This window comes from Variovorax sp. 05T418 (assembly GCF_056396385.1).
In genome coordinates, this window is record NZ_JBFTLJ010000002.1 from 403,540 (window position 1) to 427,616 (window position 24,077).

A 24,077-nucleotide genomic window follows, 5' to 3' on the forward strand; every position below is an offset into this window, starting at 1 on the left:
GCCTTTTCAGCTGGCGCCAGCGCCGAAGCGGTAGCTCGACACCACCAGCCCGCCCATGAACGCGTCCTCGTGATAGACGCGCTCGCCCGGCTCCTGCTCGGCCGCGCCGACCGCCACCATCAGCGGGATCAGGTGCTCCTCGCGCGGGTGGGCCATGCGCGCCGAAGGGGCCGCCGCCCAGTCCGCGAGGCGCTGCACGCGCTCCTGCGGCGGCGACTGCACGGCCGTGTGGTCGAGCCAGTCGCCGAAGGCCTGGGACACGCCGTGCGCCTGCGGGCCGAAGTTGCGCAGGTTGTGATAGCTCAGGCCGCTGCCCACGATGAGCACGTTCTCATCGCGCAGCGGCGCAAGCGCGCGGCCGAGCGCCAGGTGCTCCGCCGGATCGAGCCCGCGCTTGAGCGACAGCTGCACCACCGGCACGCCGGCATCGGGGTACATCGCCTTCATGGGCGAGAACATGCCGTGGTCGAAGCCGCGCTCCGGGTCGATGGCCGCGGGCAGCCCGGCCGCCTCGAGCAGCGACTGCACGCGCTGGGCCAGTTCGGGCGAACCCGGTGCGTCGTAGCGCACTTCATAGGTGTGGGCGGGAAAGCCGCCGTAGTCGTAGATCATCGGCGGCCGCGGGTTGCCCTGCACCGTGAAGACCGGCGCCTCCCAATGGGCCGACACCATGAGGATGGCGTCCGGCGTGCGGCCGATCTGGCGCGGCATGTCGGCCAGCGCGGCGGCCAGCTGGTCGTAGGTGGGGCCCATTTCCTTCTTCATCCAGGGCCAGGGGCCGCCGCCGTGCGAGATGAAATACGTGGGCAGGCGCGAGAGGGTGTTGTCGTGGGTCAAGCCGATGCTCCTTGAAGGCGTTGCATCGACTGTAGCCGCAGGCATTCCCATCAGGGAATCGAAGGACGGGAGCCCCTCACAGTGCGGGGGGAAGGCGTCGCAGGCGGGCTTCGTACGCCTCCCATTCACGCATGCGGTTCTCGAGATCTTCAGGATTGGCCGATTGCGCGAGGTAGCGTTCCCGCGGGTCGGCCGTTTCGGCAGCGCCGCGCCGCACAAGAGCGGAGATGGCACGCTTGAAAGTGCCGTGCATGGACGGGCTGGGCACCTTGGCTGCGTCGGCCGGCAGCGGGAGCGGGAGGATCGGGCTCATGTTCACGGTGAACTCCTCAAGTTGGAACCGCGAGTGAGGTCTTCCCAGGCGGAACGGTGAGGCCCCGAGCCTAGGGAGACCGCGCGCTCAAGGAGTCATCGGAAACAATGACGCGCGGGATGGCCGCGCCATCGATCGATGTTCGGTCAGCGGGCCTCGGGCAGGCGCCCGAGCCAGAGCGAGGTCAGCGCCGCCCGGTTATGGACGCCGAACTTGGCATAGATCGACTTCACGTGGATGTGCGTCGTATTCGGGCTTTGGCCCAGGATGGCGGCAATCGCTTTCTCCGCCTTGCCCTCGAGCAATCCCAGCAGGACCCTGCGCTCCGTGGCGGTGAGCGGCGCGTTCGCGATGAGGAGCCCGTGGCTGAGCAATTGCTGGCGATAGAACCAGCGCAGCCCGCGAAGCGCCAGGCCGAAAGGATTCTTGTCCGCCGATGAGAACCGGGGAGCTTCCGTGCTTCGGAAAATGAAAAGGTGCACCCGCACATCGTGGTTGATCGCGCAGCGCATCGACATGCTGTCCGCATGTCCGATGGCCAGGTAGTGGCGCTGGTAGTGCGGACCGCCGAACCACTCGGGAGGCAGCGCTTCGAACAGGAGCTGGGTGCGGAACGGTTCCTCGCCGGCCACGGCAAGGATCTGCGAGAGGTCGACGGACGGCGACCACAAGGAGTCGAACTGCTCCTGGACCGAAGCGGCCATCGGCGGCAAAGGCCGCAGGAGCCGGACGAAGAGAGGACGCCAGCCGTTCAGGGCGTCGCCCAGCGCGGGGCTCGGCAGCCGCACGACCACCGACCAGAGTGCGTTGTGCGCGCCGAAGATCGAGCAGAGGCTGCAGAGCAGGTGCTCGAGTGCTTCATCGCCATCGCAGACGGGGTAGTTCGCGAGCTTGTCCCACAGCGCGTAGATTGGCTCGGTGCCATCGTGCATTGAAGGCTGGGCGGGGGGCGCAACTCCTGCATTCAATGGATCACCTGTTTAGGTTATTACGCAACGCAGCCCGCCTGCCTACGATCCGTCGATGGATCAGCCCCGCATCGTATGGCATTCGACGGACCTTGTGCCAGCGGTTCGGGCATCGTTTCGGGATCGTGTGCAATGACGGCCCCGCAACAGATTCCCGCCGCCGAGCTGTCGGAGCTGATCGGTGCGATCTACGACTGCTCCCTCGACCCGCAGCGGTGGGCTGCAACATGCAGAAAGATCGCGCAGCGCTGTGACAGCGCCGGGGGCGGCATCTGTGTGCACGACCTGAAGCAGATCCAGAACGACCAGTTGTACGTCTTCGGCTATGAGTCGGAGTTCCTGCAGAAATTCGGCGCCCGGTACGCCGAGAGCCCGATGGCCGCGGCGGACGTCCTCTCGAACGCCGGGGACGTGAGCGCGCTGTCGATGGAGCGTTTCCATCTGCATGACAGCGCTTTCTATCGCGAGGTGCTGCAGCCACACGGCGTGCTCGACATCATCTGGTTTCCGGCGCTGCGCACCGGCGGGCGCATGGCGTCCCTGCACGCGTCGCGCAGCGGCGAGTCGCTGCACTACCAGCAGAGCGACCTTGCCTTGTTCGAGCTCCTTGCGCCGCATGTCTGCCGCGCTCTGGCGATTTCCGATGCGCTCGACATCCAGGTGCTGAGTTCAGAGGTGCTGAAGAGGACCCTCGACGGGCTGGCGGCCGGCGTGTTCCTCGCGGCGCGCGACGGCCGCGTCGTCTACATGAACACTGCGGCCGAGCGGCAGGTCCGCTCGGGCACGGCGATGCGCCTGATCGACAACCGGTTGTCCCCGGTCCACCCGGCCGCTCGTGCCGCGCTGACGCAGGCGATCCAGGATTCAGGCCGCGAGGGTGCCGACATGCGCACCAAGGACCATGCGATCGGAATCCCCGGTGGAACCGGCGGGGGCTACGTCGCCACCTTGCTGCCGATTGCCGATGGCCGGCGCGCCGGGGTCCTCGCACCGTTCGCGGCGAGCGTTGCGGTGTTCATCCAGGACCCTGTCCAGGCGCCGCTGATGCCCGGGGAGGCATTCGGACGGCTGCATGGCCTCACCGGCGGCGAACTGCGCGTGCTGATGGCGCTGTCGCAAGGCCTGGGCGGCATGGAGGCTGCCGGCGTGCTGGGCGTGGGCGAACCGACCATCCGCACCCACCTGCAAAGGATCTACTCCAAGACCGGCACCTCCAGGCAGGGAGACCTGCTGCGCCTGCTGCACCACTCGACACCCCCGACGCGGCACCAGACGCGCCTGGCGGATTGAGCGGCCGCAGGCCCCCTTCATCGCTTCCGACGGCGCCGGAACGCACCCTTTCGGGGCAAGGACATGCCACCCCGGGCTAAAGTCGCGGCTTCCCCTGGAGACCGCACGCCTTGTTCCGTTTCTTCGAAAAACTGCTCCATCCCTATCCCGCGGCCGAACCGGCGCCTCCGCCGACGGGCTTCTTCGCGTTCCTGTGGGCCTGCACCCAGGGCCTGCGCCTCAAGATGGCCGTCATGGCGGCGCTCACGGCGGCCATCTCGGGCTTCGAGGCGCTGCTGTTCGCGATCCTCGGGCGCATCGTCGACTGGCTCGGTGGCCAGGTGCCGTCGCGGCTGTGGGCCGAGCGCGGCGACACGCTGGCGTGGCTGGCCGCGCTGCTGGTGATCAGCATCGGCGTGGTCGCGCTGCAGACCATCGTCAAGCACCAGACGCTGGCGGTGAACCTGCCGATGCGCCTGCGCTGGAACTTCCACCGGGTGATGCTGGGCCAGAGCATGGCCTTCTACCAGGACGAGTTCGCGGGCCGCATCACGGCCAAGGTGATGCAGACCGCGCTGGCGGTGCGCGACACCCTGTTCGTGCTGGCCGACGTGGTGGTGGCGATGGGCGTGTACGTGGTGACCATCATCGTGCTGGTGACCGTGCTCGACGTGCAGCTGGTGCTGCCCTTCATCGTCTGGCTGGTGCTCTATGCGGGCGCGCTGATGTACTTCGTGCCGCGCCTGGGCAAGGTCGGCAAGGCGCAGGCCGATGCGCGCGCGCTGATGACCGGGCGCGTGACCGACGCCTACACCAACATCGCCACCGTCAAGCTGTTCTCGCACACCCAGCGCGAGGCCGGCTTCGCGCGCGAGGCGATGCGCGAATTCATGTACACGGGCTACGGCCAGATGCGGCTGGTGAGCGCCTTCGAGATCGTCAACCACACGCTCAGCATGGGCCTGACCGCGGGCATGGCCGGCACCGCGCTGTGGCTCTGGTCGAACGGCACGGTGGGCGTGGGCGCGGTGGCGGCGGCCACCGCGATGGCGCTGCGCCTGCAGGGCATGTCGCACTGGATCATGTGGGAGATGACCAGCCTGTTCGAGAACATCGGCACCGTGCAGGACGGCATGAAGACGCTGTCGCGCCCGCGCACCGTGCTCGATGCGCCCGATGCCGGCCTGCTCGAGGTGCCGCGCGGCGAGGTGCGCTTCGAGCACGCGAGCTTCCGCTATGCAGATGCGGGCCGCCGCGTCATCGACGACCTGAACCTGGTGGTGCGCCCGGGCGAGAAGATCGGCCTGGTCGGGCGCTCGGGCGCGGGCAAGTCGACGCTGGTCAACCTGCTGCTGCGCTTCCATGACCTGGAAAGCGGCCGCATCCTGATCGACGGGCAGGACATTGCCCATGTGACGCAGGATTCGCTGCGCAGCCACATCGGCATGGTCACGCAGGACACCTCGCTGATGCACCGCTCGGTGGCCGACAACATTGCCTACGGCCGGCCCGATGCAACCCCGGCCCAGATCGAGGCCGCCGCACGGCGCGCCGAGGCGCACGACTTCATCCAGACGCTGGGCGACGCCAGCGGCCGGCGCGGCTACGAGGCGCATGTGGGCGAGCGCGGCGTGAAGCTCTCGGGCGGCCAGCGCCAGCGCGTGGCCATTGCACGCGTGATGCTCAAGGACGCGCCGATCCTGCTGCTCGACGAGGCCACCAGCGCGCTCGATTCCGAGGTGGAGGCTGCCATCCAGCAGAGCCTCTACCGGCTGATGGAAGGCAAGACCGTGATCGCGATCGCGCACCGGCTGTCGACCATCGCGGCGATGGACCGGCTCATTGTGCTCGACGAGGGCCGCGTGGTGGAAGAAGGCGACCACCGCACGCTGATGGCGCAGGGCGGGCTCTATGCGCGGCTGTGGGCGCACCAGAGCGGCGGCTTCCTGGGCGACGATCTCGACGAGGAAGAAGAAGCCCTGCGCGCCTGAGCGCCGAGCCCCAGCCGGCGATTTGTCAGCAAGCGTTACGGCCGTGCGCCGCCGGCGCCCGGGCGGGCCTTGGCGAGTCCTACAGCACGCGCCGCCACTCGCCGACAGCAGCTCGCCACCCCGGGCGCGATGCTGAAGCTGTCGTCAACAACGAGGAGTCCTCGCGTGAATTCCATCATTTACATCGTCGGTCTGGTCGTCGTGGTCGTGGCCGTGCTTTCGTTCTTCGGCCTGCGCTGAAACCGGGCACGCGTTTTCGACTCGCCTGCTGAACAAGAACGGGGCCGTCCGCGCGGCCCCGTTTCTCATGGGTCCGCCGGAATGCGCCGGGCATAATTCGCGCGCCCCGGCACATGCGGGGAAACTTGCTGCGAAGGGCCCCTGTTGACCAACACCGCGTTGCGCGAACCTGCCTTTACGGACGCGGTCGTCACCGAAGCGATCCGATGGACCGAGGAGAAAGGTCCGCTCGACGATGCCGAGGTCCTGCGCACCGCCCTCTCCCGCACTTCTGGCGCGCCGGCACGCATCACGGCACGCGCGCTGCTGCTCGGCGAACGCATCGGGCTGCAATCCGAACTGGCACGCGCCCGCCAATGGGCGCCATGGGTGCTGCTCGGGCTGGTGGCGCTCATCGTCATGGCCGGCCTGGGCCTCGCGGGCAACGTGGTCGGCGGCGGCGAACGGCACATCAATGTGATCGTCGCGCTCGCGAGCCTGCTCGGCCTGCATGCGCTCACGCTGCTGCTGTGGCTGGCCGGCCTGTGGCTGCCGCTGGGCGCATTCAACACGAGCTCGCTCGGCTGGATCTGGCTCGCGCTCACCGCGCGCGTGGCCGGCGGCAAGCGCGGCCAGGCGCCGGTGCTGCTGCGGGCGGCCACCGGGCTGCTCGCGCGCGCCAGGCTGCTGCCTTGGGCGCTGGGGCTGGTGAGCCACGGCATCTGGTCGCTCTCGTTCGCGGTGGTGCTGGCCGCGCTGCTGTTCGCGTTGGCGTTCCGCAGCTACACGCTGAGCTGGGAGACGACCATCCTTGACCCGGCGTTCTTCGTGCACGCCGTGCAGGTGCTGGGTTGGGCGCCGTCGCAGATCGGCTTTCCGGTTCCCGATGCCGCGACCGTTCTTTCTCCTTCACCCGGCGCCGCGGGCCAGCGCGACTGGGCGCTGTGGCTGACCGGCTGCATCGTGGTGTACGGGCTGCTGCCGCGCCTGGCGCTGGTGCTGCTGAGCGCGGCGGTGTGGCAACGGCGCCGCGCCGCGCTGCAGCCCGACTGGAGCGAGCCCTACTACTGCAAGCTCGCGGCGCGCTTTGCCGCGCTCGCACCGCCGGCCATCGTCGATGCCGATCCGGGGCGCGCGCCGGGCGCGGCGCCGGCGGGCCTTGCGCCTTCGCAGTTGCGGAACGAACTGTTCGTCATCGGCTTCGAACTGCCCGCGGATACGCCGTGGCCGCCCGAGGGACTGCCCGCCGCCATCACCCCGGCCCAGTTGCAGCGCATCGACGGCAGCGCGCCCGCGCGCCGCGCGCTGCTCGACCGGCTGGCAGAGGCCCGTCCGCGCGCCGTGCTGCTGGTGTGCCACGCCGCATCGAGCCCCGACCGCGGCACCGAACGCTTCCTGCGCGAAGTGCTGGCCCAGTGCGGCGAATGCCGGCTCTGGCTGGCACCGGCCGCCAGGGACGCGGCCGGCGCGGACGCATCGCAGCGCTGGATCGACTGGCTGCAGGGCACCGGCCTTGCGCGCGTCGCGGCCACGCCGCGGCTCGAAGACGCATTGCAAGGCCTGGGGGTCGTCTCATGACGCAAGCCATCCGCATCGCCGTGGTCGGCCACACCAACGCGGGCAAGACCTCGCTGCTGCGCACGCTGACGCGGCGCGCCAACTTCGGCGAGGTGTCGCAGCGGCCCGGCACCACGCGCCATGTCGAATCGGTCGACCTGGAGGTGAACGGCCAGGCCGCGGTGCGCTTCTTCGACACGCCGGGCCTGGAAGATGCGGTGGCGCTGCGCGAGCACCTGGCCGGCCTCGATGGTGCGCAGGCCACACCGCCGGAGCGCATCCGCCTGTTCCTGCAGGGGCCCGAGGCGCATGGCGTGTTCGAGCAGGAAGCCAAGGTGCTGCGCACCATGCAGGACATCGATGCGGCTTTTCTCGTGATCGACGTGCGCGAGCCGGTGCTGCCCAAGTTCCGCGACGAGATCGAGCTGCTCAACTCCTGCGCGCGGCCGGTGCTGCCGGTGCTCAACTTCGTGCGCGATGCGGCCAGCCGCGAGCCCGACTGGAAGGAACTGCTCTCGGCCTACGGCCTGCACGTGCAGGTGCGCTTCGATGCCGCGGCGCCCTTCGTGGGGGCCGAGCGCGAGCTCTACAGCGACCTGTCGACACTGCTGCGCGACCGGCGCGAGCAATTGCGCGCGGTGGCGGATTGGCTCGCCGCCGAAGCCGCCGAGCGCCGCCGCGCGGCCTGCGCGCGCATCGCCGAACTGCTGGTCGATGCGGCGGCGCTGCGCCGCACCGTGCCGGCCGAAGAGTTCGCCGACACGGCGCGCCGCAAGGCTTTCGTCGCGGCCTTGCAGAAGGAGGTGTTCGACAAGGCGCAGCGCTGCACCGACGACCTGCTCGCGCTCTACGGCTTTCGCCAGGACGATGCGGGCGAGGCGCCGCTGCCGCTCATCGAAGGCCGCTGGACGCTCGACTTCTTCAGCCCCGAAGCCATGAAGGACGCGGGCCTGCGGCTCGGCAAGGGCGCCGCCATCGGCGCGGCCGTGGGCGTGGTGGCGGACCTGGCGGTGGCCGGCATTTCGCTGGGCACTGGCGCGGCGGTGGGCGGCGCCATCGGCGGCGCCGTGTCGCAGGGCTGGGGCCCGTTCGGCCGCAAGCTGGCGAACCGGCTGCGCAACGTGCACGAGCTCACGGTGGAAGACGGCGTGCTGTTTGCGCTGGTGGCCTGGCAGCTGAAGCTCACGCGCGCACTGGAGCAGCGCGGGCATGCGGCCACCGGGCGCATCGCGGCCGAAACGAGCGCGACGCAGGACGCGCCGACGCGCGCCACGGCGGCGGCCGTGCGCGCAGTGCGGCCCGCGCGCAGCCATCCCGAATGGGAATCGGCGGGCCTGGCCACGCGCGGCTTCTGGCGCCCCGCGCCGCAGCGCGACGCGCTCGCGGCCGATCTCGCGCGCACGCTGCAGGGCGCCTTCGAACCCTGAGCGCCGCTCCTGCCTTCGCTTGCAGGCGGAGGCGACCGATTCCTACGCGCCGGGGCGGCCGCGCGCCCCACCCTTTTTTTCGAGGACATCGACGGCACGCGGGGTGCCGTTCGTCTTTTTGTCTTCATCGAAAAAAAGGAGCATCCATGGCCGTCGAATGCAAACTGCTCGCCACCCCCTTGATCGGACGCGTGTGGCAAGGCCGCACGCCGATTGCGCGGGCCGACGAATACCTGCGCTACAGCTTCGAGCACGGCATCCAGGAGATCGCGAAGAAGCCCGAATGCCTGGGCGTGCAGTACTTTCGCAAGCTGAACGGCGACGCCGCCGAATTCAGGACCGTCTCCTACTGGCAATCGATCGAGCACATGCATGCGATGCACGCGCAGCGCGGCGATCCGCTGCGCGTGGCGCCGCTGGCGCGCGACCCCGAGTTCCTGCTCGAGCTGCCGGAATTCGTGGACATCGTCGAGGTGCACGTCAACTCGTTCGGCACGCAGAAATAGCCGAGCCGGCGCTTCCATTGCGCGGTCACTGCGCAGTCACGCGGCCCGCCTAGCATCCGCAGGCCCTTGCCGCCATCCACCCAGACTGCACCCCACCCCACGCGATGTACCCCGGCGAACGGCTCAACGGATACAGCCATCTGCTGGGCCTGGTGCTCGCACTCGCGGCCACCGCGCTGCTGCTGGCCAAGACCCTGCCCACCGGCGACGCCGCGCGGATTGCCGGCGCGCTGGTTTTCTCGCTCTCGGCCGTGCTGTTGTATGCGGCCTCCACCCTGTTCCACAGCACCCGGGGACCGCGCAAGCGCTTCTGGGAGCGCGTGGACCACTGCGCCATCTACCTCTTGATCGCGGGCACCTACACGCCGTTCGCGCTGGTCACGCTGCACGGGCTCTGGGGCTGGCTGCTGATGGCGGCCGTGTGGGGCGCTGCGCTTTTCGGCATCGGACGCGAGCTGCTGCAGGCAGGCGGCGCGGACTCGAAGCCGCCGCTGGCGCTCTACATCGCGATGGGCTGGCTCGGCGTGCTGGCCGCGGTGCCGCTGGCCGCGCGGCTCGACAGCGGCGGCCTTGCGTGGCTGCTGGCCGGCGGCGTGCTCTACACCGTGGGCACGGTGTTCTATCGCAACCGGCGGGGCTTCCGGCATGCGCACGGCGCCTGGCACCTGTTCGTGCTGGCGGGGACGGCAAGCCACTTCGTGTCGGTGGGCTGGTTCGTGCTGTGATGCGCGGCCGCGGCCGTGCAGCCTCCCGGTGTAAGCGCCTGTTACCACCTCCCGTCAGGTTTTCGCTTCGTGAGATGTGCAAAATGCGCTCCATGCCAAATATCGCCTCCATCCTGAAATCCGAGATTTCCCGTGTCGCCCGCAAGGAAGTTCGCGCGGAGATCGAAACGCTCAGAAAAGCATCCACGCTGCACCGCGCCTCGATCGCCGCATTGCGCCGGCAGGTTGAAAAGCTCGAAAAGGAGCTGCGCCGCGCCACCAAAACCGTGGCGCGCGCCGCGCCCGCAGGCGATGCCGACGAGGCCGCCGAATCGGGCCCGCACCGGCGATTCAGCGCAAGCCGGCTGGCTGCGCACCGCGTCAAGCTCGGCCTCTCGGCCGCCGCCTACGGCAAGCTGGTGGGCGTGACGGGCCAGACCATCTACAAGTGGGAACAAGGCAAGGCCAGGCCGCGCAAGGCCCAGCTCGAAGGCCTGGCCGCCGTGCGGGGCCTCGGCCGGCGCGAAGTGGCCGAGCAGCTGAACGGATAAGCCGGCCGCGCTCTTCCTTCATGTCCAGCCTCATCGTGCACGGCGGCACGCCGCTTCGTGGGCGCATCACGCCTTCCGCCAACAAGAACGCCGTGCTGCCGGTGCTGTGCGCCACGCTGCTCACGCGCGAGCCGCTGCGCCTGCACGGCGTGCCCGACATCACCGACGTGCGCAAGATCCTCGAGATCTTCCGCAGCCTGGGCAGCCAGGTGCGCATGGACCACGCCACCGGCACGCTGGAGCTGCACCACCGCGACACGGCCTTCGATGCCGCGCGCGACCGCCTGCCCGAGGAAATGCGCTCGTCGATCATGCTGGTGCCGCCGCTGCTCGCGCGCTTCGGCATTGCGCGGCTCGAAGACAACGTCAAGGGCTGCACGCTGGGCGTGCGCGAGATCGATCCGCACGTCGATGTGTTCCGGCGCTTCGGCAGCGTGGTCGAACGCGCCAGCGGCTCGCTGCTGGTGCGCTGCGCCGGGCCGCTCGTGCCAGCGCAGCATTGGCTCGACTACGCCTCCGTCACCACCACCGAGAACTTCGTGCTGTGCGCAGCCGCAGCCAAGGGCAGCTCCACGCTCACCAATGCCGCCTCCGAGCCGCATGTGCAGGAGTTCTGCCGCTTCATGGCGATGCTGGGCGTGCGCATCGAGGGCATCGGCACCTCGCGGCTCACGGTGCACGGCGGCGGCGTGCTGGGCGGCGGGGAATTCCGCTTTGACGAGGACTTCCACGAGATCACCACCTTCCTTGCGCTGGGCGCCATCACGGGCGGCGACGTGGTCGTGCGCAACAGCGCGCCCGAGAACTTTCCGCTGATCGACCGCACCTTCGACAAGTTCGGCGTGACGGTCACGCACGCAGACGGCTGGTCGCGCGCCAGCAGCAACGGCCCGCTCAAGGTGCAGACGCCTTTCACCAGCAACGTGCTCACCAAGGTGGAAGCGGCGCCGTGGCCGTACTTCCCGGTCGACCTGCTTCCGATCTTCATTGCGCTGGGCGTGCGCGCCCAGGGCAATGCGATGTTCTGGAACAAGGTGTACGACGGCGCGCTGGGATGGACCGGCGAGTTGTCGAAGTTCGGCGCGCACGTGTTCTCCTCGGACCCGCACCGGCTCATCAGCTTCGGCGGCAGCCCGCTGACGCCGGCCGTGGTCGAGAGCCCCTACATCATCCGCGTGGCGATTGCGCTCTTCATGGTGGCGGCAAGCATCGAAGGCCGCTCCGAAATCCGCAACGCCGCGCCGATCCGCCGGGCCCACCCGCGCTTCGCCGAGAACCTGCGCAGCCTGGGCGCGCAGGTGGAGTGGACGAGCGAGGAATGAGCGCAGGGGCGGTTCAGCCCCACAGCGCATCCGCCGCGATGCGCGCCGCCGACGCGATGACGTCGTTGCGGCCCGGCGCATCCGGCGTGGGAAAGGTCAGGTAGACCGCCATCACCAGCGGCGCGCCGGCCGGCGGCCACAGCACGCCGATGTCGTTCACCGTGCCGTAGGAGCCGGCGCCGGTCTTGTCGCCCACCTTCCAGTCGGCCGGCACGCCCGCGCGGATGCGCGTGGCGCCGGTGGTGTTGCCCAGCAGCCAGGCCTCGAGCTGGCGGCGCTGCGCCGCAGCGAGCCCGTCGCCCAGCACCAGCCGCTGCAGGCTCGCGGCCATGGCCTCGGGCGAGGTGGTGTCGCGCGGATCGCCCGGAATGGCGCTGTTGAGTTCGGTCTCCCAGCGGTCGAGCCTGAAGACCGCATCGCCGATGGAGCGCGCGAATTCGGTCACCGCGGAGGGGCCGCCGAGGATCTTCATCAGCAGGTTGGCCGCGGCGTTGTCGCTGTACTGGATGGTGGCGGCGCACAGCGCGGAAACCGCCATGCCCTGCCCCAGGTTCTTCTCGGTGATGGGCGAGTTGGGAAGGATGTCGCTCCTCGCGTAGCTCACGCGCCGCTCCAGCAGGCCGGGCTCGCGGCTGCTGCGCGCGAGGATGGCGGCGGACACCATCATCTTGAAGGTGCTGCACATCGGGAAGCGCTCGGTGGCGCGGTGCTGCACGCGCGCGCCGGTGGCGGTGTCGAAGGCCGCGAGGCCAAGCCGCCCGCCCACGGAGCGTTCGAGGGCCGCGAGCTGCGCTTCGGCCTTCGAAAACGTGGCGGCTTGCGGCGCCTTGGCGGACCAGGCGGTACAGGCGCTGGCCAAGGGCAAGGCGGAGGCGGCGAGCAGGAAAGTGCGGCGATTGGCGAAGGATGTCATTGGTTTTTTCTGCGAGTGGATGGAACGGCGGCCATCGTAGGAGCGCCATCGCGCAGGCTCCAGCGTTGGGAGGCGCAGCCGCGTCTCGGCTGTATCGGGTGTAACTGCAGGAATCATTCAACTTATCGGTTGAATGGTTTCCGGAGCACGACTATATTCAACCTCATGGTTGAACTAGACGACGAGCGGCTCGATGCCGTGTTCCATGCCCTGGCCGACAGCACGCGCCGCACCATGCTGCAGCTGCTGGCCCAGGGCGAATGCAGCGTGGGCGAGCTGGGCGCGCCGTTTCGCATGTCGTTTGCGGGCGCATCCAAGCACGTCAAGGCGCTGGAGCGCGCCGGGCTGGTTTCCCGCACCGTGCAGGGCCGCGCGCACGTCTGCCGGCTGGAGCCGGCGGCGCTCGCATCGGCCAACGCATGGCTGCGCTACTACGAAGGCTTCTGGAGCAACCACCTGGACGCGCTGGAGAAGGAACTGCGGTGCGAAGCATCCCGCGGCAAGTGAAGTCCCCATTCTTTTTCAAGGAGCAAGCCATGGCCAAGAGCCACCTCGGAACCCTGATCGAACCCGGTACCCTGCGCATGGAGCGCACCCTGCCCGCCCCCGTCGAGCGCGTGTGGGCCTATTTCGTCGACCCCGGCAAGCGCGCCGCCTGGCTGGCCGGCGGCACCATGGCCGAGGAGCCCGGCAGCGTGTTCGAGCTGCGCTTCGACCACACCCGGCTTTCCGGCGAAGTGGCCCCCGAGCGCTTCGCCGCCTGCCGCAGCCCCATCCTCCAGAAATCGCGGATCGTCGAATTCGAACCGCTGAAGCGCCTGACCATCAGCTGGGGCAGCGAAAGCGCCACCGCCTCCGAGGTCAGCTTCGAATTCACGCAAGAGGGCGACACCACCCGCCTCGTGCTCACGCACCGCCGCCTGCCCGATCGCAAGGACACGCTCAGCGTCGCCAGCGGCTGGCATGCCCACCTCGACGTGCTCGACGACGTGCTGCACGGCCGCAAGCCGCGGGGGTTCTGGACCCAGCACGCGGCGCTCGAGAAGGCCTACGACGAACGCCTTCCGGCCTGAGCGGCCCTTCCGGAGTCGGATGGCGACTACAGGCAAGCGAGCGCGCTTGCGTTAAGGTGCGGAGCATCCGCCGACTCCGAAGCACCCCATGGCCACCACCCCCTCCCCCGTACCGGTCCGCAAGCATTTCTCGATGATCCGCGGCTTTCACCTGGCCGATGCATTCACGCTCGGCAACGCGGCATGCGGGGTGGGCGCGGTGTTCCTTTCGATGGCCTTCATGGCGAGCCAGTCGCTCGCGCAATTCCTCTGGGCCGCCGCCCTCGCGCCCGCGGCCTTCGTGTTCGACGTGTTCGACGGGCGCATCGCGCGCTGGCGGCAAACGCATTCGGCGCTGGGGCGCGAACTCGATTCGCTGGCCGACGTGATCTCCTTTGGCGTGGCGCCGGCCGCGCTCGGCTTTGCCGCGGGCCTGGACGGCGGCTGGGATTGCGTGCTGCTGATCTATTTCGTGTGCTGCGGCGTGAGCCGGCTCGCGCGCTACAACGTCACGGCCGAGGCGCTGTCCGCGGGCGCCGACAAGGTCAAGTACTTCGAAGGCACGCCCATCCCGACCAGCGTGGTGCTGGTGGGCGTGCTGGCCTGGGCCGCCTGGCAGGGGCGCATCGGCGACGGGGTGTGGGGCGGCGCCTGGATGCTCGGCCCCTGGCAGCTGCATCCGCTCGCGCTGCTCTTCGCGCTCTCGGGCACGCTGATGATCAGCAAGACGCTGCGCATTCCCAAGTTTTGACCGTCCGCTCATTCACATCCCATCCCATGTCGAAGGCACCCTTCCCCCACGGCGCGGCCACCGGCCTCGACCAGCTGGTGCGCATTGCCGCCGGGCAGCCGCTGTCACCGGCCTGCGACCATTTCTACTTCCTGCGCCACGGCCAGACCGGCCGCAATGCGCAGCGCATCTTCCAGGCCGTGGACGAGCCGCTGAGCGAGCTCGGCCTGCAGCAGGCTGCACGCGCCGCCCAGCTGCTGGCTGGCGAGCCGATCCGCACCATCGTCTGCAGCGACGCCCGCCGCGCGCACGACACGGCGCATGCCGTGGCCACCGTGCTGCGCCTCGAGCCCACGCCGCAGGCGGGCCTGCGCGAGCGCAACTTCGGCGCGCTCATCGGCACCTCGTCGGCCGAGATCGACTGGGCCTGCGAGCCCGAGGGCGGCGAAACCCTGGCCCAGTTCGTGGCCCGCAAGCGGCTCGCGCTGGAGGCCGCACTCGCGCAGCCCGCGCCGGTGCTGGTGGTGGCGCACGGGGGCACGCTCTACGCGCTGGCGGCGCTGATCGGCCTGCCGATCGACCTGGCCCTGCTCGGCAATGCGCAGCCATTGCGTTTTTCGCGCAGCGGCCCCACATGGACCGTGACGCCGCTGCTGCGGCATGCCGACGGCGGCTCGAGCCTGGCCTGAGGCGGCCGGCAGGCGTACCGTTCGGCATCCACACCACCGAAAAGCATGGAATTCAAGGACTACTACAGCGCCCTGGGCATCGACCGCACCGCGTCCGAGGACGACGTGCGCAAGGCCTACCGCAAGCTCGCGCGCAAGTACCACCCCGACGTCAGCAAGGAGCCCGACGCCGAGAAGCGCATGCGCGACATCAACGAAGCCAACGACGTGCTGCGCGACAAGGAAAAGCGTGCCGCCTACGACGCGCTGGCCGACCGCGTGGCGCGCGGCGGCCACGCGCAGGGCGACTTCCAGCCGCCGCCGGACTGGGACACGGGCTTCGAGTTCCACCGCGGGCCGAACCAGGGCCCGGCCGACCATGCCGACTTCAGCGAGTTCTTTTCGTCGCTGTTCGGCGAGGCCGAGCGCCGCGGCGCGGCAAGGCGCAACTACCGCGCGCGCGGCGAAGACCACCACGCGGCGATCGAGATCGCGCTCGAGGATGCGCTCAACGGCGCCGAGCGCGAGATCACGCTGCGCGCACAGGAGCTCGATGCAGAGGGCCGGCCCGTCTTCAAGACGCGCACGCTCAGCGTCAAGATCCCGCCCGGCGTGCATCCGGGGCAGTTCATCCGGCTCGCCGGCCAAGGCATGCCGGGCCATGGCGGCGAACCCGCGGGCGACCTGTACCTGGAGGTGCGCATCGCGCCGCACCGGCTCTACCGCATCGAGGAACGCGACCTCTACATGACGCTGCCCGTCACGCCGACCGAAGCCGCGCTCGGTGCGCAGGTCCAGGTGCCCGTGCCTACCGGCGGCGTGGTCGAGGTGACCGTGCCGCGCAACGCGCGCAGCGGCCTCAAGCTGCGGCTCAAGGGCCGCGGGCTGGCCGGCAAGCAGCCTGGCGACCTGTACCTGCTGCTCGACATCGCCCTGCCCCCGGCCGACAGCGAGGCCGCGCGCAAGGCTTACGAGCAGCTGGCGCAGGCATCCGCTTCGTTCAACCCACGCCAGCATCTGGGAGTGTGAGCATGGCGACCGTTTCCGTGACAACCACAGCCATCAGCGCGTCGCAGCCGCTCGCCGCCAGCGAGCTGGCCCATGCCTGCGGCGCCGACACCGAATGGGTGGTGCAGCTCGTCGAGGTGGGCATCGTGCAGATATCCACGGCCGAGGCGCCGCCCGAGCACTGGCGGTTCTCGAGCACCGACCTGCAATGCGCGCTCGAGGCGCGCCGCCTGGAGCGCGACTTTGGCGTGGGCCTCGATGCCGCTGCGCTGATCCTCGATCTGCAGCACGAGGTACGGCGGCTCAAGGCCGTGATCCGGGCGCACGGGCTTCGCTAGCCGCGGCCAGGCAAGCGCCGCAGATCAGCCCGGCTTGCCGCGCGTTGTCTTCTTCTGGCCTTCGGCGCGCGGTGCATTCGCGGCCGCCGCCGGCCCGGTGCCGGCGTTCAGCTGATCGACCCACAGCAAGGTGTCGACGTAAGACATGAACCGGTTGAGGTATTCGGGCGACAGCTCATGCATCAGCATGAGCGACCGGTGCACCAGGTGGTGCGAGTTGAGCGGGCCCGCGTTCTCCGGCACCTTGGCCAGCGACTGCGTCAGCCGCCGGTCGGCACTGAGCCGCGACCAGGTGCTCCTGAAGTAGCGCAGCGTCTTGAGCTCGGGGGTGGCGGGCGCGGCTTCGTCGGCCGCCGCGCCGTCATCGCCTTGCAGCGGCGCCTGCCGTGCCATGTGCTCGACGAGTTCCGCGAGCGGACCGCGGGGAAGCTGGGCCGCCTGTTTCGCGTTGGCATCTGAATTGGCCGAAGCACCGTCAACGCACCGGGCCTCTTCGACCTTCTCGCGATACGCCGCCAGCAGCGCGGCCAGCCGCTCGTCGAGAATGCGCCGCGCATCGCCTTCATGGGCGGCCGCGCGCCTCGCAAGCGCCTCGATGAAGCGAAAGCGCACGGGATCCCGGCGATGGCCGCCCTGTGCGCGCCAGGCGTCGAGCACCGCCGCCGGGTCCATGCGACTGCCGCTATTCACGGGACTTGGTGCCGGCGCCGGCCTGCCGCGGCGTGGGCGCCATCTCGACGCGCCGGTTCTTCGCGCGCCCTTCGGCATCGGCATTGGACGCCACCGCCTGCTCGGAACCGAAGGCCGCGGCAAACACCGACGACGACGGAACGCCCTCCTCGATCAGGGCCCGCGTCACCGTCAAGGCGCGCTGGGCCGAGAGCTCCCAGTTGTCGGCGAAGGGCCGGTTGCCGTCCTTCGACTGGCGCATCTGCCGGTCGTCGGTGAAGCCGCTCACCATCAGCACCTCGTCGCGCGCGCGCAGGTAGCTGGCCACGGGCGCGGCCAGGCTCTTGAGCACTTGCCGGCCTTCGGGCTGCAGGTCGGCCGAGTTGAAGGCGAACAGCACGCTGCCGCTGATGCCGATGCGCCCGTTGTTCAGCGTGACGCGGCCCGCCGCGAGCGGCCCGGCCAGCGCCTGCTCGAGCGCCTCGCGGCGCTGCGTCTCGGCCTGGCGCTGCTGCACCTCGGCCTGCAGCCTGGTCGCCAGGTCCAGCTGCATGCCGAGTGCGCCCACGAGGATCAGCACGAAGGCCCCGACCAGCCCCGACATCAGGTCGCCGAAGACCGCCCACACCGGCACGCTCGGCTCCAGGCCGGCGTCGAGATCGTCGCGCATCACGCTTCGCTGCCCACGGCGGCCTGCCGGCTCGCGATCTGCTGCAAGTCTTCGACGATCTGCTTCTGCGACATGATGCTCAGGTCGATGACTTCCCTCGCCTGCGCCACGTAGTAGGCCAGCTGCTCGTCGCTGCGCGCAATGGACTTGCCCAGCGCGCCCTCGACGCGCTGCAGGTGGGCCACCAGCTTGTCGTTCGATTCGCTGAACAGCTGCACGGCAAAGCCGAAGGCCTCGCCAAGGCTGGCCACTTCGACGGCACTGCCGGTGATCTGCGCGGCGACCGCGGCCATCTTTCCGGTTTCCTCGTCGACCTTCTCGGTGAAGCGGCTGCCCACGCGGTCCAGCACATCCGCCGATGCACCGACCAGCGCATCGACCGCCGAGCGCTGCTCGGTGGAGGCATGGTTCACCGCATCGAGCAGGGTTTCCAGCGTTTCCATGATGCGGCTGCGTTCTTCCAGCATCGCGTTGTCGCGCGCCATGCTGTCGGACAGTTTCTGGCGCAACTCGGCCACCACTTCGGCCGCCACCCGCGGCGCTTCCGACGCGGCCTGCAGCAGCTGGGCGATCTCGCCGACCGTGTTCTTCGCATGCGCCTCGGCCTGGGTCGACATGTCGCGCGCGGTCTGCGCCAGCGCATCGAAGAGCTGCTGCTGCTGGCTTGCCGTGTGCGCGCCCGCCTGCTGCCACTCCTGCTGCAGCGATGCGGACACCGTGGCCAGCGCCTCTGTCCAGGCCGACAGGCGCTGCTCGTCGCGCGCTGCGATGTCGGCCTGCAGCGTGGCGTGCGCCTGCTCCACGGTGCGCAGCAGCGATGCCGAGTGCTGCTCGAAGCCGGCCGTGGCCGCCGCGAGCGACTGCTGCGCCTCCAGCGACAGCTTTTCGCTGACGCGCTGATGCTGCGCGAGTGCGCTGCCCCAGGTGTCCGACACGCCGGCCGCCGTGCTCTCCAGTCGGGCCGAGACGCCCTCCACCAGCGAGGCCGAGCGCTGCTCGAAGGTTTCGGCAAAGCGGTCATGCGAAGCGCGCAGGTCGCTCGACAGCGCCTCGGAGGTGCGCTGGTGATCGGCCAGCGCAGCCTGCCAGGTGCCCGCCACGCTGGCGGTGGTGGCCTCGAAGCGGCTCGAAAGGCCGTCGAGCTGCTGCTGCACGGTGCGCGCGACGGTGTCGTGCAGCGAGGCCGTCTCGCGCGCGATGCCCGCCATGGTGGCCTCGACCACCGGCTGGATCGTCGCGCCGGCGATGCGCGCGCTTTCGCTCAGGCTCTGCTTGAGCGACTGGTCGACCGAGGACGCCAGCCCGGCATACACGGCCTCGGCCTTGGTGTGGAACTGCGCCTGGCCGGCGGCAAGGCGCTCGTTCAGGGCCTGGCTCTGCCGCTCCATCGCGGCCATCATGGCCTGCAGCTGGTCGACCAGCCGCGGCATCTGGTGCGCCTGCTGCTCGAGCAGCTGGAACGAGGCCTCGCGCTGGTGGGCCAGCGAATAGGCGCGCAGCGTGGTCGCGATCTTGCTGTCGAGCATCTGCCCGGCCTGCAGCCGCTCGCGCCGGCACAGTGCCGAGGCCAGCCCCAGCATCGCCGAAGCGGCCACGCCGGCCACCGAAGTGCCGAACGCCAGCCCCAGGCCCTTCACGGGCGCCGACAGCGAGGCGCGGATGGCCGGCAGGTCCGTCGCGCTTTCCAGCGCCATGCCGGTGCCGTTCAGCGTGACCACCATGCCGAGGAAGGTGCCCAGCATGCCCAGCAGCACCAGCAGTCCGGCCAGGTAGGGCGTGAGCGCCGGACCCGGCAGGCCGACGCGCTCGCCCTCGATGCGAAGGCGCACCGCGTTGCGCAGCGTGGGATGCAGCCGGTCGAGCCACGCACCCAGGCTCGCGGGCGGGCCGGAAAGATCCGCCACGGCACGCGACAAGGTGGCGGTGGCCTGCTGGAAGCGGTGCAGTTCCAGCGCCCCCATCAGGTAGAACGCGCCGACCAGCATCGTGACGGCGAGCGCCAGCGTGTGCGAGCCGACGTATCCGGCGCCGACCCAGCAGACGACGGCCAGGCCCGCAGCAAAAACAGCGTAGTGAAGAAATCTATTCATGGCACTCTGGTTGCCTCATGCGAAGGGCTTCGAGCAGCCCTTCGATCGGTTGGAATCGGAAATCGAGTTCGGCGAGCAGCACGTTCTTCATGTCCTTGCGGAACACATGCAGCCACTCGCCGGCCTCTGCGTCGCTGCCGGGTTCGCCCGTCGTCTCCGGGCTGGCCTGGCGCAGGCGCGTGAAATGCTTTTCGAGCAGCGCGGGCACGGAAGCGAGCAGGCTGTGCTCGCGCGCCGCCAGCACCTGCTCCATCACCACATCCACCGCCGCAAGCCGGGCCATGGCCGGCGACCTGGCCGCCAGCAGCGCCCGCAAACGGCCGCGCAGCGGGCCGATGCCCGCTTCCATGGCCTGTTGCAGCGCGAGATGGCGGCGGCGAAACGGCGTGAAGTCGACGGCTGCCGCGACAGCGCCGTCCTCGGCCACGGCCTTGGCCAACGCAGTTCGCGCACGGACGCATTCGCGCTCCTCGGCGCTCGCGGAAGCCCGCGCGCGCGAAGGCGCTGCGGCCGTCGCCACGGCGCCGTCGAGCGCGGCCGACAGCGAAATGGCGTCGGTCCAGCCGAACCATTGGCTCAATCGATCCGCGGTGGCTTGCCGGGGTTCGCGAACGTCGGCATCGGTCAGCCGAGAGAGCAAGCGAACAAGCGCCGAGCCGTTGAAAACTGTGCGCTGTGAAACTTGCGCCATACCCGCCAGAACGAAAAACCTGGCAGTCTACACCGGCGGCTCTCCTTGGCCCTCCCTCTCCACGGCCGCTGCCGGAAGGGAAAGTTCAAGCAAACGTTCCAATCGGTAACCAGGCGTTCCGCCGAGTTCAGCCCGCCGCTTCCGCGGGCCAGCCCGAGCGTGCCGCGCGTTCGAGCGCAGAACGCACCACCAGCCGGTGGAACGGTGCGATCAGCCGGATGTAGTTGCGGCCGAAGAGGTTATGGCAGTGCACCACCGTGACGGCGGTGAGCGAATCCCCCGCCACGGAGCGCATCACCGAGACGCGGAAATCCAGGTGCCGGTCGTCCTCGCCCAGCACCACCTCGTTGGCATGCGTTTCGTAGATGCGAAAGATGCCCACGCGCGGCGCACCGCCCGGCCTGTCCGCACGCAGCGCGCTGGCCGTCTTGAGGCCGAAGCCGCCGACCAGCCGGTCGCGCAGTGCCATCAACCTGTCGACCCAGGGAGCGGGACGCTCGAACGCGAAGCGCGCAAGCGCCATCACGTCGCGGGTGGCGCCCGGCGGCAGGTCGATGGCAAACGCGTCGGCCAGGAAGGCGCCGCGATAGAGGCCGGCCACGCACGCGCCCGAGGGCAGCGCCTCGCGGCGGGACTTGTGCAATCGATGGTTGTTTGTCATTGGAAGATCTCGAACACGTCGCCGTTGGTCGGCGTCGCCTGCTCGTGATAGATGTCGTAGAGATACTGCGACAGCTCGGCGCGAGAGACGTCGGATGGAATTGCCAGCTGGATCCTGCGGCGCTTGCCATCGGGCCCCATCAAATAGCCGTGCCACCGGTCCTCGGCTCTTTCGATGGCCATGACCTCGCCGAACACATTGAACAGGTAGCGCTCGCCGCTCATGGGTATTCACGCTGGACCGCGTGCGAAAAAACCAGCGGATCGGCCGCGAGCGAAGCCGGAAGAAAGGTCGGGCGCAGGTTGACGGCCGCCAGCTCCGCGATGGGAAACCAGCGGAATTCCAGATCCAGGTGGCTCTCGATGCCCCGGTAGCTTCGCGCCTTGTCGAGATGCGGCGAATCCTCGGGCAGCGAGACAAGAAAATAGAACCCGATCTCGTGGTTGCGCCGGCCCGCAAGGTCAAAGAAATTCTCGGCCACATGAAGCAGCCGGCCGCATTCGACTTCTTCGCCAAGCTCCTCCCTCATCTCCCGCACGATGGTGGCCGAGGCCTCTTCGCCGACTTCGACCCTGCCGCCCGGCAAGGCCCAGTAGCCGTCGCCCGGCGCCCGGTGAAGCAGCGCATGGCCCGCATGAAGAATGACCGCGGCGGCCCGCACCTGGAAGCGCTGGCCGTGGAGATGGACTGAGATCATGAGGGCTCGAGTATCGGTGGTTAAAGTCCGAACCACGCCGCGTAGAAGATGAACCCAACCCACCACCCGATGCCTCTCGAAACCAAGCCCCGCTGCACCTGGGCCCAGAGCGATCCGCTGCTGGCCGCCTACCACGACGCCGAATGGGGCGTGCCCGAGCGCGACAGCCGCGCGCTGTGGGAAAAGCTCATGCTCGATGGCTTCCAGGCGGGCCTGTCGTGGCTCACGATTTTGCGCAAGCGCGATGCCTTCCGTGCTTCATTCGAGGGCTTCGTGCCCGAAAAAGTGGCGCGCTTCACCGCGGCCGACGTCGACCGGCTGATGCTGGACGCAGGCATCGTGCGCTCGCGCGCCAAGATCGAGGCCACCATCGGCAACGCCCGCGCCTACTTGGCGATGCAGGCCGCGGGCGAGGATTTTTCGGAATTCGTCTGGGGCATGGCCGGCGGCAAGCCCATCGTCAACAGGACCGGCGCGGTGCCGACGAAGACGCCGCTTTCGGAACAGATGTCGGCGGCCCTGAAGAAGCGCGGCTTCAAGTTCGTGGGGCCGGTGATCGTCTATGCATGGATGCAGGCCACCGGCATCGTGGACGACCATGCGCCCGACTGCTTCTGCCACCACGCCGCGCCGCGGCAGCGCTGAAAACGCAAAAAGCCGGACGGCACCTGGGGCGCCGTCCGGCTTTTTTCCTACAGAGGAAAGACGCGCGGCCTGATGCCGCGGTCTCTTCTCTTCTGCCCGCCTTCTTACAGGCCGGCTTGGCGCGTGAAGCTGCGTGCTTGCTCGGGAACCACGCTGCCGGCGAAAGCTTCGCGGCGCAGGTTCTGGCCGGGCGCGTGAGCGGCGGCAACAGCTTCGCTGCGGACTGCGGCGCGGTCGGTCGAAGCAGCCAGCACGGGAGCCACGGTGGCCGAAGCGGCGTCGCTGTAGACATTGCCTTCGCGGGCAGCGGCGGCGGCTTGGGGAGCCACGTCGGCGCGGCTGTAGCCAGCGGTCAGGGGCTGCACGCCTTCGTAGGTTTCTGCATGGGCGCCGGCAGCGGCGAGCAGGGACAGAGCGGCGGCGGCGAGGATGTTCGAGGTCTTCATTTCAATTTCCTTCTTGATCGGGCTTTGGATGCCCTGAAGTTTGCACCAGGATGACAAGGGAAAACCCTAGTCAAACTGAATCGCAGTGTTCATGAAACTGAAACAATGACGGGGAACTTTTTGGCGTGAGCGCCAAAGTGCACACTTGGCTTAAGAAATTCGTCCCAATCGGTGTGCTTTTTTCTCTGGCTCCGTCGGGCGGCGAGTATCGCGCAAGATGGCCCACGCATGTTGCATGCCAGCCACTGCGGGCTCAGGAACGCGGCCAGCCGCGCACCAGCGTCCGGATCGCCACCGCGCCGCTCCCCTTGACCTCGGCGCGGTAGCTGCCCACCAGCGCTTCGCGTTCGGCCGCGGCCTGCGGGTCGTTGCGCCAGGCCAGCAAGGCGGCCACGTCCGCATCGGGCAGCGCCGCGAGCAGCGCCTGCGTGACCTGCCTCTCGAACTCGCGCGCCACCGTCAGCAGGTTGCGCGGCCGCGGCGAGGTGATGCCGCGCGACCACAGCGTGTCGACGGCCATGTCGAGCGTGCGGTCCGGCAGCGAGGTGAACTGGCCGGCGTTGCCGCGCGCCAGCTGCTTGGCGACCGAGCTCAGCAGCAGCTGGCTCGAAAAGTCGACTTCGCGCAGGTCGGCCACGGCCATGCGCTCGAGCAGTTCGGTGCGCGCGGGATCGGCTGGCTTCGCGCGTTCGCGGTTGAAGAATTCCTGCTTGCCTGCGTCGTCCATGGCGGCGTAGTCGGCGCGCAGCTTCGAGAACCGGGCCACCGCGGCCTGCACCTGCGCACCCGGCGCCGCACCGCCCTTGCCCGCAGCCGCCACTTCCTGCTGGATGGCGGCCACGGATGCGGCCACGTCGAAGGACCGCGCGGCGGCCGCGTCAAGCGCCTGGAGCGCCTTGCCGGCAATGGCCTGGTCAGGAGGCTCGAGCAGCTGGCGCGCATCGCGCGACACCGCCCCCGGCGCGTAGGCTGCCTGGTAGCGCGCCTGCACGCCCTCGAACTGCAGCAGGGCCTGGGCACGGTCTTGCGCAGAGGCGATGGCCGGTGCGATCAGCAGCGACAGCAGCAGAAGAAAAGGCGCGCGAAAGAAGCGCCGCGAAGCAACTGGAAAGGCAAGCATGGCGCCATTATTGGC

The 24,077-nt window shown here is 69.3% G+C and carries 28 protein-coding genes; 15 read left to right on the plus strand and 13 right to left on the minus strand.

The genetic code is table 11. The annotated features are described in order from the left end of the window. Positions 1-6: 6 nt before the first annotated feature. The 3 genes from AC1DMS_RS05190 to AC1DMS_RS05200 all read right to left on the minus strand — a co-directional run bounded on the left by AC1DMS_RS05190 (position 7) and on the right by AC1DMS_RS05200 (position 2,082). Complete coding sequence (locus tag AC1DMS_RS05190; protein ID WP_062366780.1) at positions 7-837, minus strand: DODA-type extradiol aromatic ring-opening family dioxygenase; 831 nt, start codon at positions 835-837, stop codon at positions 7-9. Positions 838-913: 76 nt separating this feature from the next. Next, positions 914-1,150: a hypothetical protein gene (locus AC1DMS_RS05195; protein WP_062366851.1), complete on the minus strand. Its 237-nt coding sequence runs from the start codon at positions 1,148-1,150 to the stop codon at positions 914-916. A 146-nt stretch (positions 1,151-1,296) separates the two neighbouring features. Then, a complete protein-coding gene (locus AC1DMS_RS05200; protein ID WP_478180743.1) occupies positions 1,297-2,082 on the minus strand; it encodes a helix-turn-helix transcriptional regulator in 786 nt (261 codons plus the stop codon). Positions 2,083-2,250: 168 nt separating this feature from the next. On the opposite strand from AC1DMS_RS05200, the gene AC1DMS_RS05205 reads away from it, so the two are divergent. The 8 genes from AC1DMS_RS05205 (at position 2,251) to AC1DMS_RS05240 (ending at position 11,664) form a co-directional block, all read left to right on the plus strand. Further along, the gene (locus AC1DMS_RS05205) at positions 2,251-3,408 is read left to right on the plus strand and encodes a helix-turn-helix transcriptional regulator (RefSeq protein ID WP_478180744.1); all 1,158 of its coding nucleotides are present in this window, start codon (positions 2,251-2,253) and stop codon (positions 3,406-3,408) included. Between the two features lie 110 nt (positions 3,409-3,518). After that, on the plus strand, positions 3,519-5,378 hold the full coding sequence (locus tag AC1DMS_RS05210) for an ABC transporter ATP-binding protein (RefSeq protein WP_307592323.1): 1,860 nt from the start codon (positions 3,519-3,521) through the stop codon (positions 5,376-5,378). Positions 5,379-5,762: 384 nt separating this feature from the next. Continuing rightward, positions 5,763-7,175 carry a DUF2868 domain-containing protein gene (locus AC1DMS_RS05215; protein ID WP_478180745.1) on the plus strand — a complete coding sequence of 471 codons (1,413 nt, stop codon included), beginning with the start codon at positions 5,763-5,765 and terminating at the stop codon, positions 7,173-7,175. Then, complete coding sequence (locus AC1DMS_RS05220) at positions 7,172-8,581, plus strand: GTPase/DUF3482 domain-containing protein (RefSeq protein ID WP_478180746.1); 1,410 nt, start codon at positions 7,172-7,174, stop codon at positions 8,579-8,581. Before AC1DMS_RS05215 ends, AC1DMS_RS05220 begins: the two co-directional genes overlap by 4 nt. A gap of 146 nt (positions 8,582-8,727) precedes the next feature. Then, positions 8,728-9,087 carry a hypothetical protein gene (locus AC1DMS_RS05225; RefSeq protein WP_012748325.1) on the plus strand — a complete coding sequence of 120 codons (360 nt, stop codon included), beginning with the start codon at positions 8,728-8,730 and terminating at the stop codon, positions 9,085-9,087. 104 nt (positions 9,088-9,191) lie between these two features. After that, positions 9,192-9,812, plus strand: a complete 621-nt coding sequence (trhA, locus tag AC1DMS_RS05230; RefSeq protein WP_012748326.1) for a PAQR family membrane homeostasis protein TrhA — start codon at positions 9,192-9,194, stop codon at positions 9,810-9,812. 92 nt (positions 9,813-9,904) lie between these two features. Then, the gene (locus AC1DMS_RS05235; RefSeq protein WP_026284125.1) at positions 9,905-10,342 is read left to right on the plus strand and encodes a helix-turn-helix domain-containing protein; all 438 of its coding nucleotides are present in this window, start codon (positions 9,905-9,907) and stop codon (positions 10,340-10,342) included. Positions 10,343-10,362: 20 nt separating this feature from the next. Then, a complete protein-coding gene (locus AC1DMS_RS05240) occupies positions 10,363-11,664 on the plus strand; it encodes a UDP-N-acetylglucosamine 1-carboxyvinyltransferase (protein ID WP_418145564.1) in 1,302 nt (433 codons plus the stop codon). A gap of 13 nt (positions 11,665-11,677) precedes the next feature. On the opposite strand, the gene bla is transcribed toward AC1DMS_RS05240, so the two are convergent. After that, entirely contained in the window at positions 11,678-12,577 is a 900-nt protein-coding gene (bla, locus tag AC1DMS_RS05245; RefSeq protein ID WP_418145565.1) for a class A beta-lactamase, read from the minus strand. Between the two features lie 165 nt (positions 12,578-12,742). Here bla and AC1DMS_RS05250 point away from each other — a divergent pair, with 165 nt between their 5' ends. The 6 genes from AC1DMS_RS05250 to AC1DMS_RS05275 all read left to right on the plus strand — a co-directional run bounded on the left by AC1DMS_RS05250 (position 12,743) and on the right by AC1DMS_RS05275 (position 16,373). Continuing rightward, the gene (locus tag AC1DMS_RS05250) at positions 12,743-13,084 is read left to right on the plus strand and encodes an ArsR/SmtB family transcription factor (protein ID WP_478180747.1); all 342 of its coding nucleotides are present in this window, start codon (positions 12,743-12,745) and stop codon (positions 13,082-13,084) included. Positions 13,085-13,113: 29 nt separating this feature from the next. Then, positions 13,114-13,650: an SRPBCC family protein gene (locus AC1DMS_RS05255; protein WP_478180748.1), complete on the plus strand. Its 537-nt coding sequence runs from the start codon at positions 13,114-13,116 to the stop codon at positions 13,648-13,650. Positions 13,651-13,738: 88 nt separating this feature from the next. Further along, the gene (locus AC1DMS_RS05260; protein ID WP_012748332.1) at positions 13,739-14,380 is read left to right on the plus strand and encodes a CDP-alcohol phosphatidyltransferase family protein; all 642 of its coding nucleotides are present in this window, start codon (positions 13,739-13,741) and stop codon (positions 14,378-14,380) included. A 26-nt stretch (positions 14,381-14,406) separates the two neighbouring features. Further along, positions 14,407-15,048 (plus strand): histidine phosphatase family protein, encoded by a 642-nt coding sequence (locus tag AC1DMS_RS05265; protein WP_478180749.1) that lies wholly within the window; start codon positions 14,407-14,409, stop codon positions 15,046-15,048. Between the two features lie 45 nt (positions 15,049-15,093). After that, positions 15,094-16,056, plus strand: coding sequence for a DnaJ C-terminal domain-containing protein (locus AC1DMS_RS05270; RefSeq protein WP_278879558.1), 963 nt, complete (start codon positions 15,094-15,096; stop codon positions 16,054-16,056). A gap of 2 nt (positions 16,057-16,058) precedes the next feature. Next, positions 16,059-16,373, plus strand: coding sequence for a chaperone modulator CbpM (locus AC1DMS_RS05275; RefSeq protein WP_012748335.1), 315 nt, complete (start codon positions 16,059-16,061; stop codon positions 16,371-16,373). Positions 16,374-16,397: 24 nt separating this feature from the next. On the opposite strand, the gene AC1DMS_RS05280 is transcribed toward AC1DMS_RS05275, so the two are convergent. From AC1DMS_RS05280 to AC1DMS_RS05310, 7 genes are all read right to left on the minus strand, one after another. Beyond that, on the minus strand, positions 16,398-17,045 hold the full coding sequence (locus AC1DMS_RS05280) for a DUF2894 domain-containing protein (protein ID WP_478180808.1): 648 nt from the start codon (positions 17,043-17,045) through the stop codon (positions 16,398-16,400). Positions 17,046-17,055: 10 nt separating this feature from the next. Then, on the minus strand, positions 17,056-17,712 hold the full coding sequence (locus AC1DMS_RS05285; RefSeq protein WP_478180750.1) for an OmpA family protein: 657 nt from the start codon (positions 17,710-17,712) through the stop codon (positions 17,056-17,058). Beyond that, complete coding sequence (locus tag AC1DMS_RS05290) at positions 17,712-19,802, minus strand: DUF802 domain-containing protein (RefSeq protein ID WP_478180751.1); 2,091 nt, start codon at positions 19,800-19,802, stop codon at positions 17,712-17,714. The genes AC1DMS_RS05285 and AC1DMS_RS05290 overlap by 1 nt, the downstream gene beginning before the upstream one ends. Further along, on the minus strand, positions 19,795-20,493 hold the full coding sequence (locus AC1DMS_RS05295; protein WP_478180752.1) for a DUF3348 domain-containing protein: 699 nt from the start codon (positions 20,491-20,493) through the stop codon (positions 19,795-19,797). The genes AC1DMS_RS05290 and AC1DMS_RS05295 overlap by 8 nt, the downstream gene beginning before the upstream one ends. 127 nt (positions 20,494-20,620) lie before the next feature. Further along, entirely contained in the window at positions 20,621-21,154 is a 534-nt protein-coding gene (locus AC1DMS_RS05300; RefSeq protein WP_478180753.1) for a DUF2867 domain-containing protein, read from the minus strand. Beyond that, the gene (locus AC1DMS_RS05305) at positions 21,151-21,378 is read right to left on the minus strand and encodes a DUF7661 family protein (RefSeq protein WP_278880041.1); all 228 of its coding nucleotides are present in this window, start codon (positions 21,376-21,378) and stop codon (positions 21,151-21,153) included. The genes AC1DMS_RS05300 and AC1DMS_RS05305 overlap by 4 nt, the downstream gene beginning before the upstream one ends. Beyond that, complete coding sequence (locus AC1DMS_RS05310) at positions 21,375-21,914, minus strand: NUDIX hydrolase (RefSeq protein WP_478180754.1); 540 nt, start codon at positions 21,912-21,914, stop codon at positions 21,375-21,377. The genes AC1DMS_RS05305 and AC1DMS_RS05310 overlap by 4 nt, the downstream gene beginning before the upstream one ends. Positions 21,915-21,920: 6 nt before the next feature. Between AC1DMS_RS05310 and AC1DMS_RS05315 the strand changes: the two genes are divergently transcribed. Continuing rightward, positions 21,921-22,496, plus strand: a complete 576-nt coding sequence (locus AC1DMS_RS05315; protein ID WP_418145573.1) for a DNA-3-methyladenine glycosylase I — start codon at positions 21,921-21,923, stop codon at positions 22,494-22,496. A 104-nt stretch (positions 22,497-22,600) separates the two neighbouring features. On the opposite strand, the gene AC1DMS_RS05320 is transcribed toward AC1DMS_RS05315, so the two are convergent. Continuing rightward, positions 22,601-22,942 carry an alpha/beta hydrolase gene (locus AC1DMS_RS05320; protein WP_478180755.1) on the minus strand — a complete coding sequence of 114 codons (342 nt, stop codon included), beginning with the start codon at positions 22,940-22,942 and terminating at the stop codon, positions 22,601-22,603. Between the two features lie 253 nt (positions 22,943-23,195). After that, positions 23,196-24,062, minus strand: a complete 867-nt coding sequence (locus tag AC1DMS_RS05325) for a hypothetical protein (protein WP_418145574.1) — start codon at positions 24,060-24,062, stop codon at positions 23,196-23,198. Positions 24,063-24,077 lie beyond the last annotated feature (15 nt).

Coding starts and splice junctions, on each gene's coding strand:
- AC1DMS_RS05195 (WP_062366851.1), bottom strand. CDS start 1,150: ATGAGCCCGATCCTCCCGCTCCCGCTGCCGGCCGACGCAGCCAAGGTG.
- AC1DMS_RS05200 (WP_478180743.1), bottom strand. CDS start 2,082: ATGCACGATGGCACCGAGCCAATCTACGCGCTGTGGGACAAGCTCGCG.
- AC1DMS_RS05205 (WP_478180744.1), top strand. CDS start 2,251: ATGACGGCCCCGCAACAGATTCCCGCCGCCGAGCTGTCGGAGCTGATC.
- AC1DMS_RS05220 (WP_478180746.1), top strand. CDS start 7,172: ATGACGCAAGCCATCCGCATCGCCGTGGTCGGCCACACCAACGCGGGC.
- AC1DMS_RS05225 (WP_012748325.1), top strand. CDS start 8,728: ATGGCCGTCGAATGCAAACTGCTCGCCACCCCCTTGATCGGACGCGTG.
- trhA (WP_012748326.1), top strand. CDS start 9,192: ATGTACCCCGGCGAACGGCTCAACGGATACAGCCATCTGCTGGGCCTG.
- AC1DMS_RS05235 (WP_026284125.1), top strand. CDS start 9,905: ATGCCAAATATCGCCTCCATCCTGAAATCCGAGATTTCCCGTGTCGCC.
- AC1DMS_RS05240 (WP_418145564.1), top strand. CDS start 10,363: ATGTCCAGCCTCATCGTGCACGGCGGCACGCCGCTTCGTGGGCGCATC.
- bla (WP_418145565.1), bottom strand. CDS start 12,577: ATGACATCCTTCGCCAATCGCCGCACTTTCCTGCTCGCCGCCTCCGCC.
- AC1DMS_RS05250 (WP_478180747.1), top strand. CDS start 12,743: ATGGTTGAACTAGACGACGAGCGGCTCGATGCCGTGTTCCATGCCCTG.
- AC1DMS_RS05255 (WP_478180748.1), top strand. CDS start 13,114: ATGGCCAAGAGCCACCTCGGAACCCTGATCGAACCCGGTACCCTGCGC.
- AC1DMS_RS05260 (WP_012748332.1), top strand. CDS start 13,739: ATGGCCACCACCCCCTCCCCCGTACCGGTCCGCAAGCATTTCTCGATG.
- AC1DMS_RS05265 (WP_478180749.1), top strand. CDS start 14,407: ATGTCGAAGGCACCCTTCCCCCACGGCGCGGCCACCGGCCTCGACCAG.
- AC1DMS_RS05270 (WP_278879558.1), top strand. CDS start 15,094: ATGGAATTCAAGGACTACTACAGCGCCCTGGGCATCGACCGCACCGCG.
- AC1DMS_RS05275 (WP_012748335.1), top strand. CDS start 16,059: ATGGCGACCGTTTCCGTGACAACCACAGCCATCAGCGCGTCGCAGCCG.
- AC1DMS_RS05280 (WP_478180808.1), bottom strand. CDS start 17,045: ATGGACCCGGCGGCGGTGCTCGACGCCTGGCGCGCACAGGGCGGCCAT.
- AC1DMS_RS05285 (WP_478180750.1), bottom strand. CDS start 17,712: ATGCGCGACGATCTCGACGCCGGCCTGGAGCCGAGCGTGCCGGTGTGG.
- AC1DMS_RS05290 (WP_478180751.1), bottom strand. CDS start 19,802: ATGAATAGATTTCTTCACTACGCTGTTTTTGCTGCGGGCCTGGCCGTC.
- AC1DMS_RS05295 (WP_478180752.1), bottom strand. CDS start 20,493: ATGGCGCAAGTTTCACAGCGCACAGTTTTCAACGGCTCGGCGCTTGTT.
- AC1DMS_RS05300 (WP_478180753.1), bottom strand. CDS start 21,154: ATGACAAACAACCATCGATTGCACAAGTCCCGCCGCGAGGCGCTGCCC.
- AC1DMS_RS05305 (WP_278880041.1), bottom strand. CDS start 21,378: ATGAGCGGCGAGCGCTACCTGTTCAATGTGTTCGGCGAGGTCATGGCC.
- AC1DMS_RS05315 (WP_418145573.1), top strand. CDS start 21,921: ATGCCTCTCGAAACCAAGCCCCGCTGCACCTGGGCCCAGAGCGATCCG.
- AC1DMS_RS05320 (WP_478180755.1), bottom strand. CDS start 22,942: ATGAAGACCTCGAACATCCTCGCCGCCGCCGCTCTGTCCCTGCTCGCC.
- AC1DMS_RS05325 (WP_418145574.1), bottom strand. CDS start 24,062: ATGCTTGCCTTTCCAGTTGCTTCGCGGCGCTTCTTTCGCGCGCCTTTT.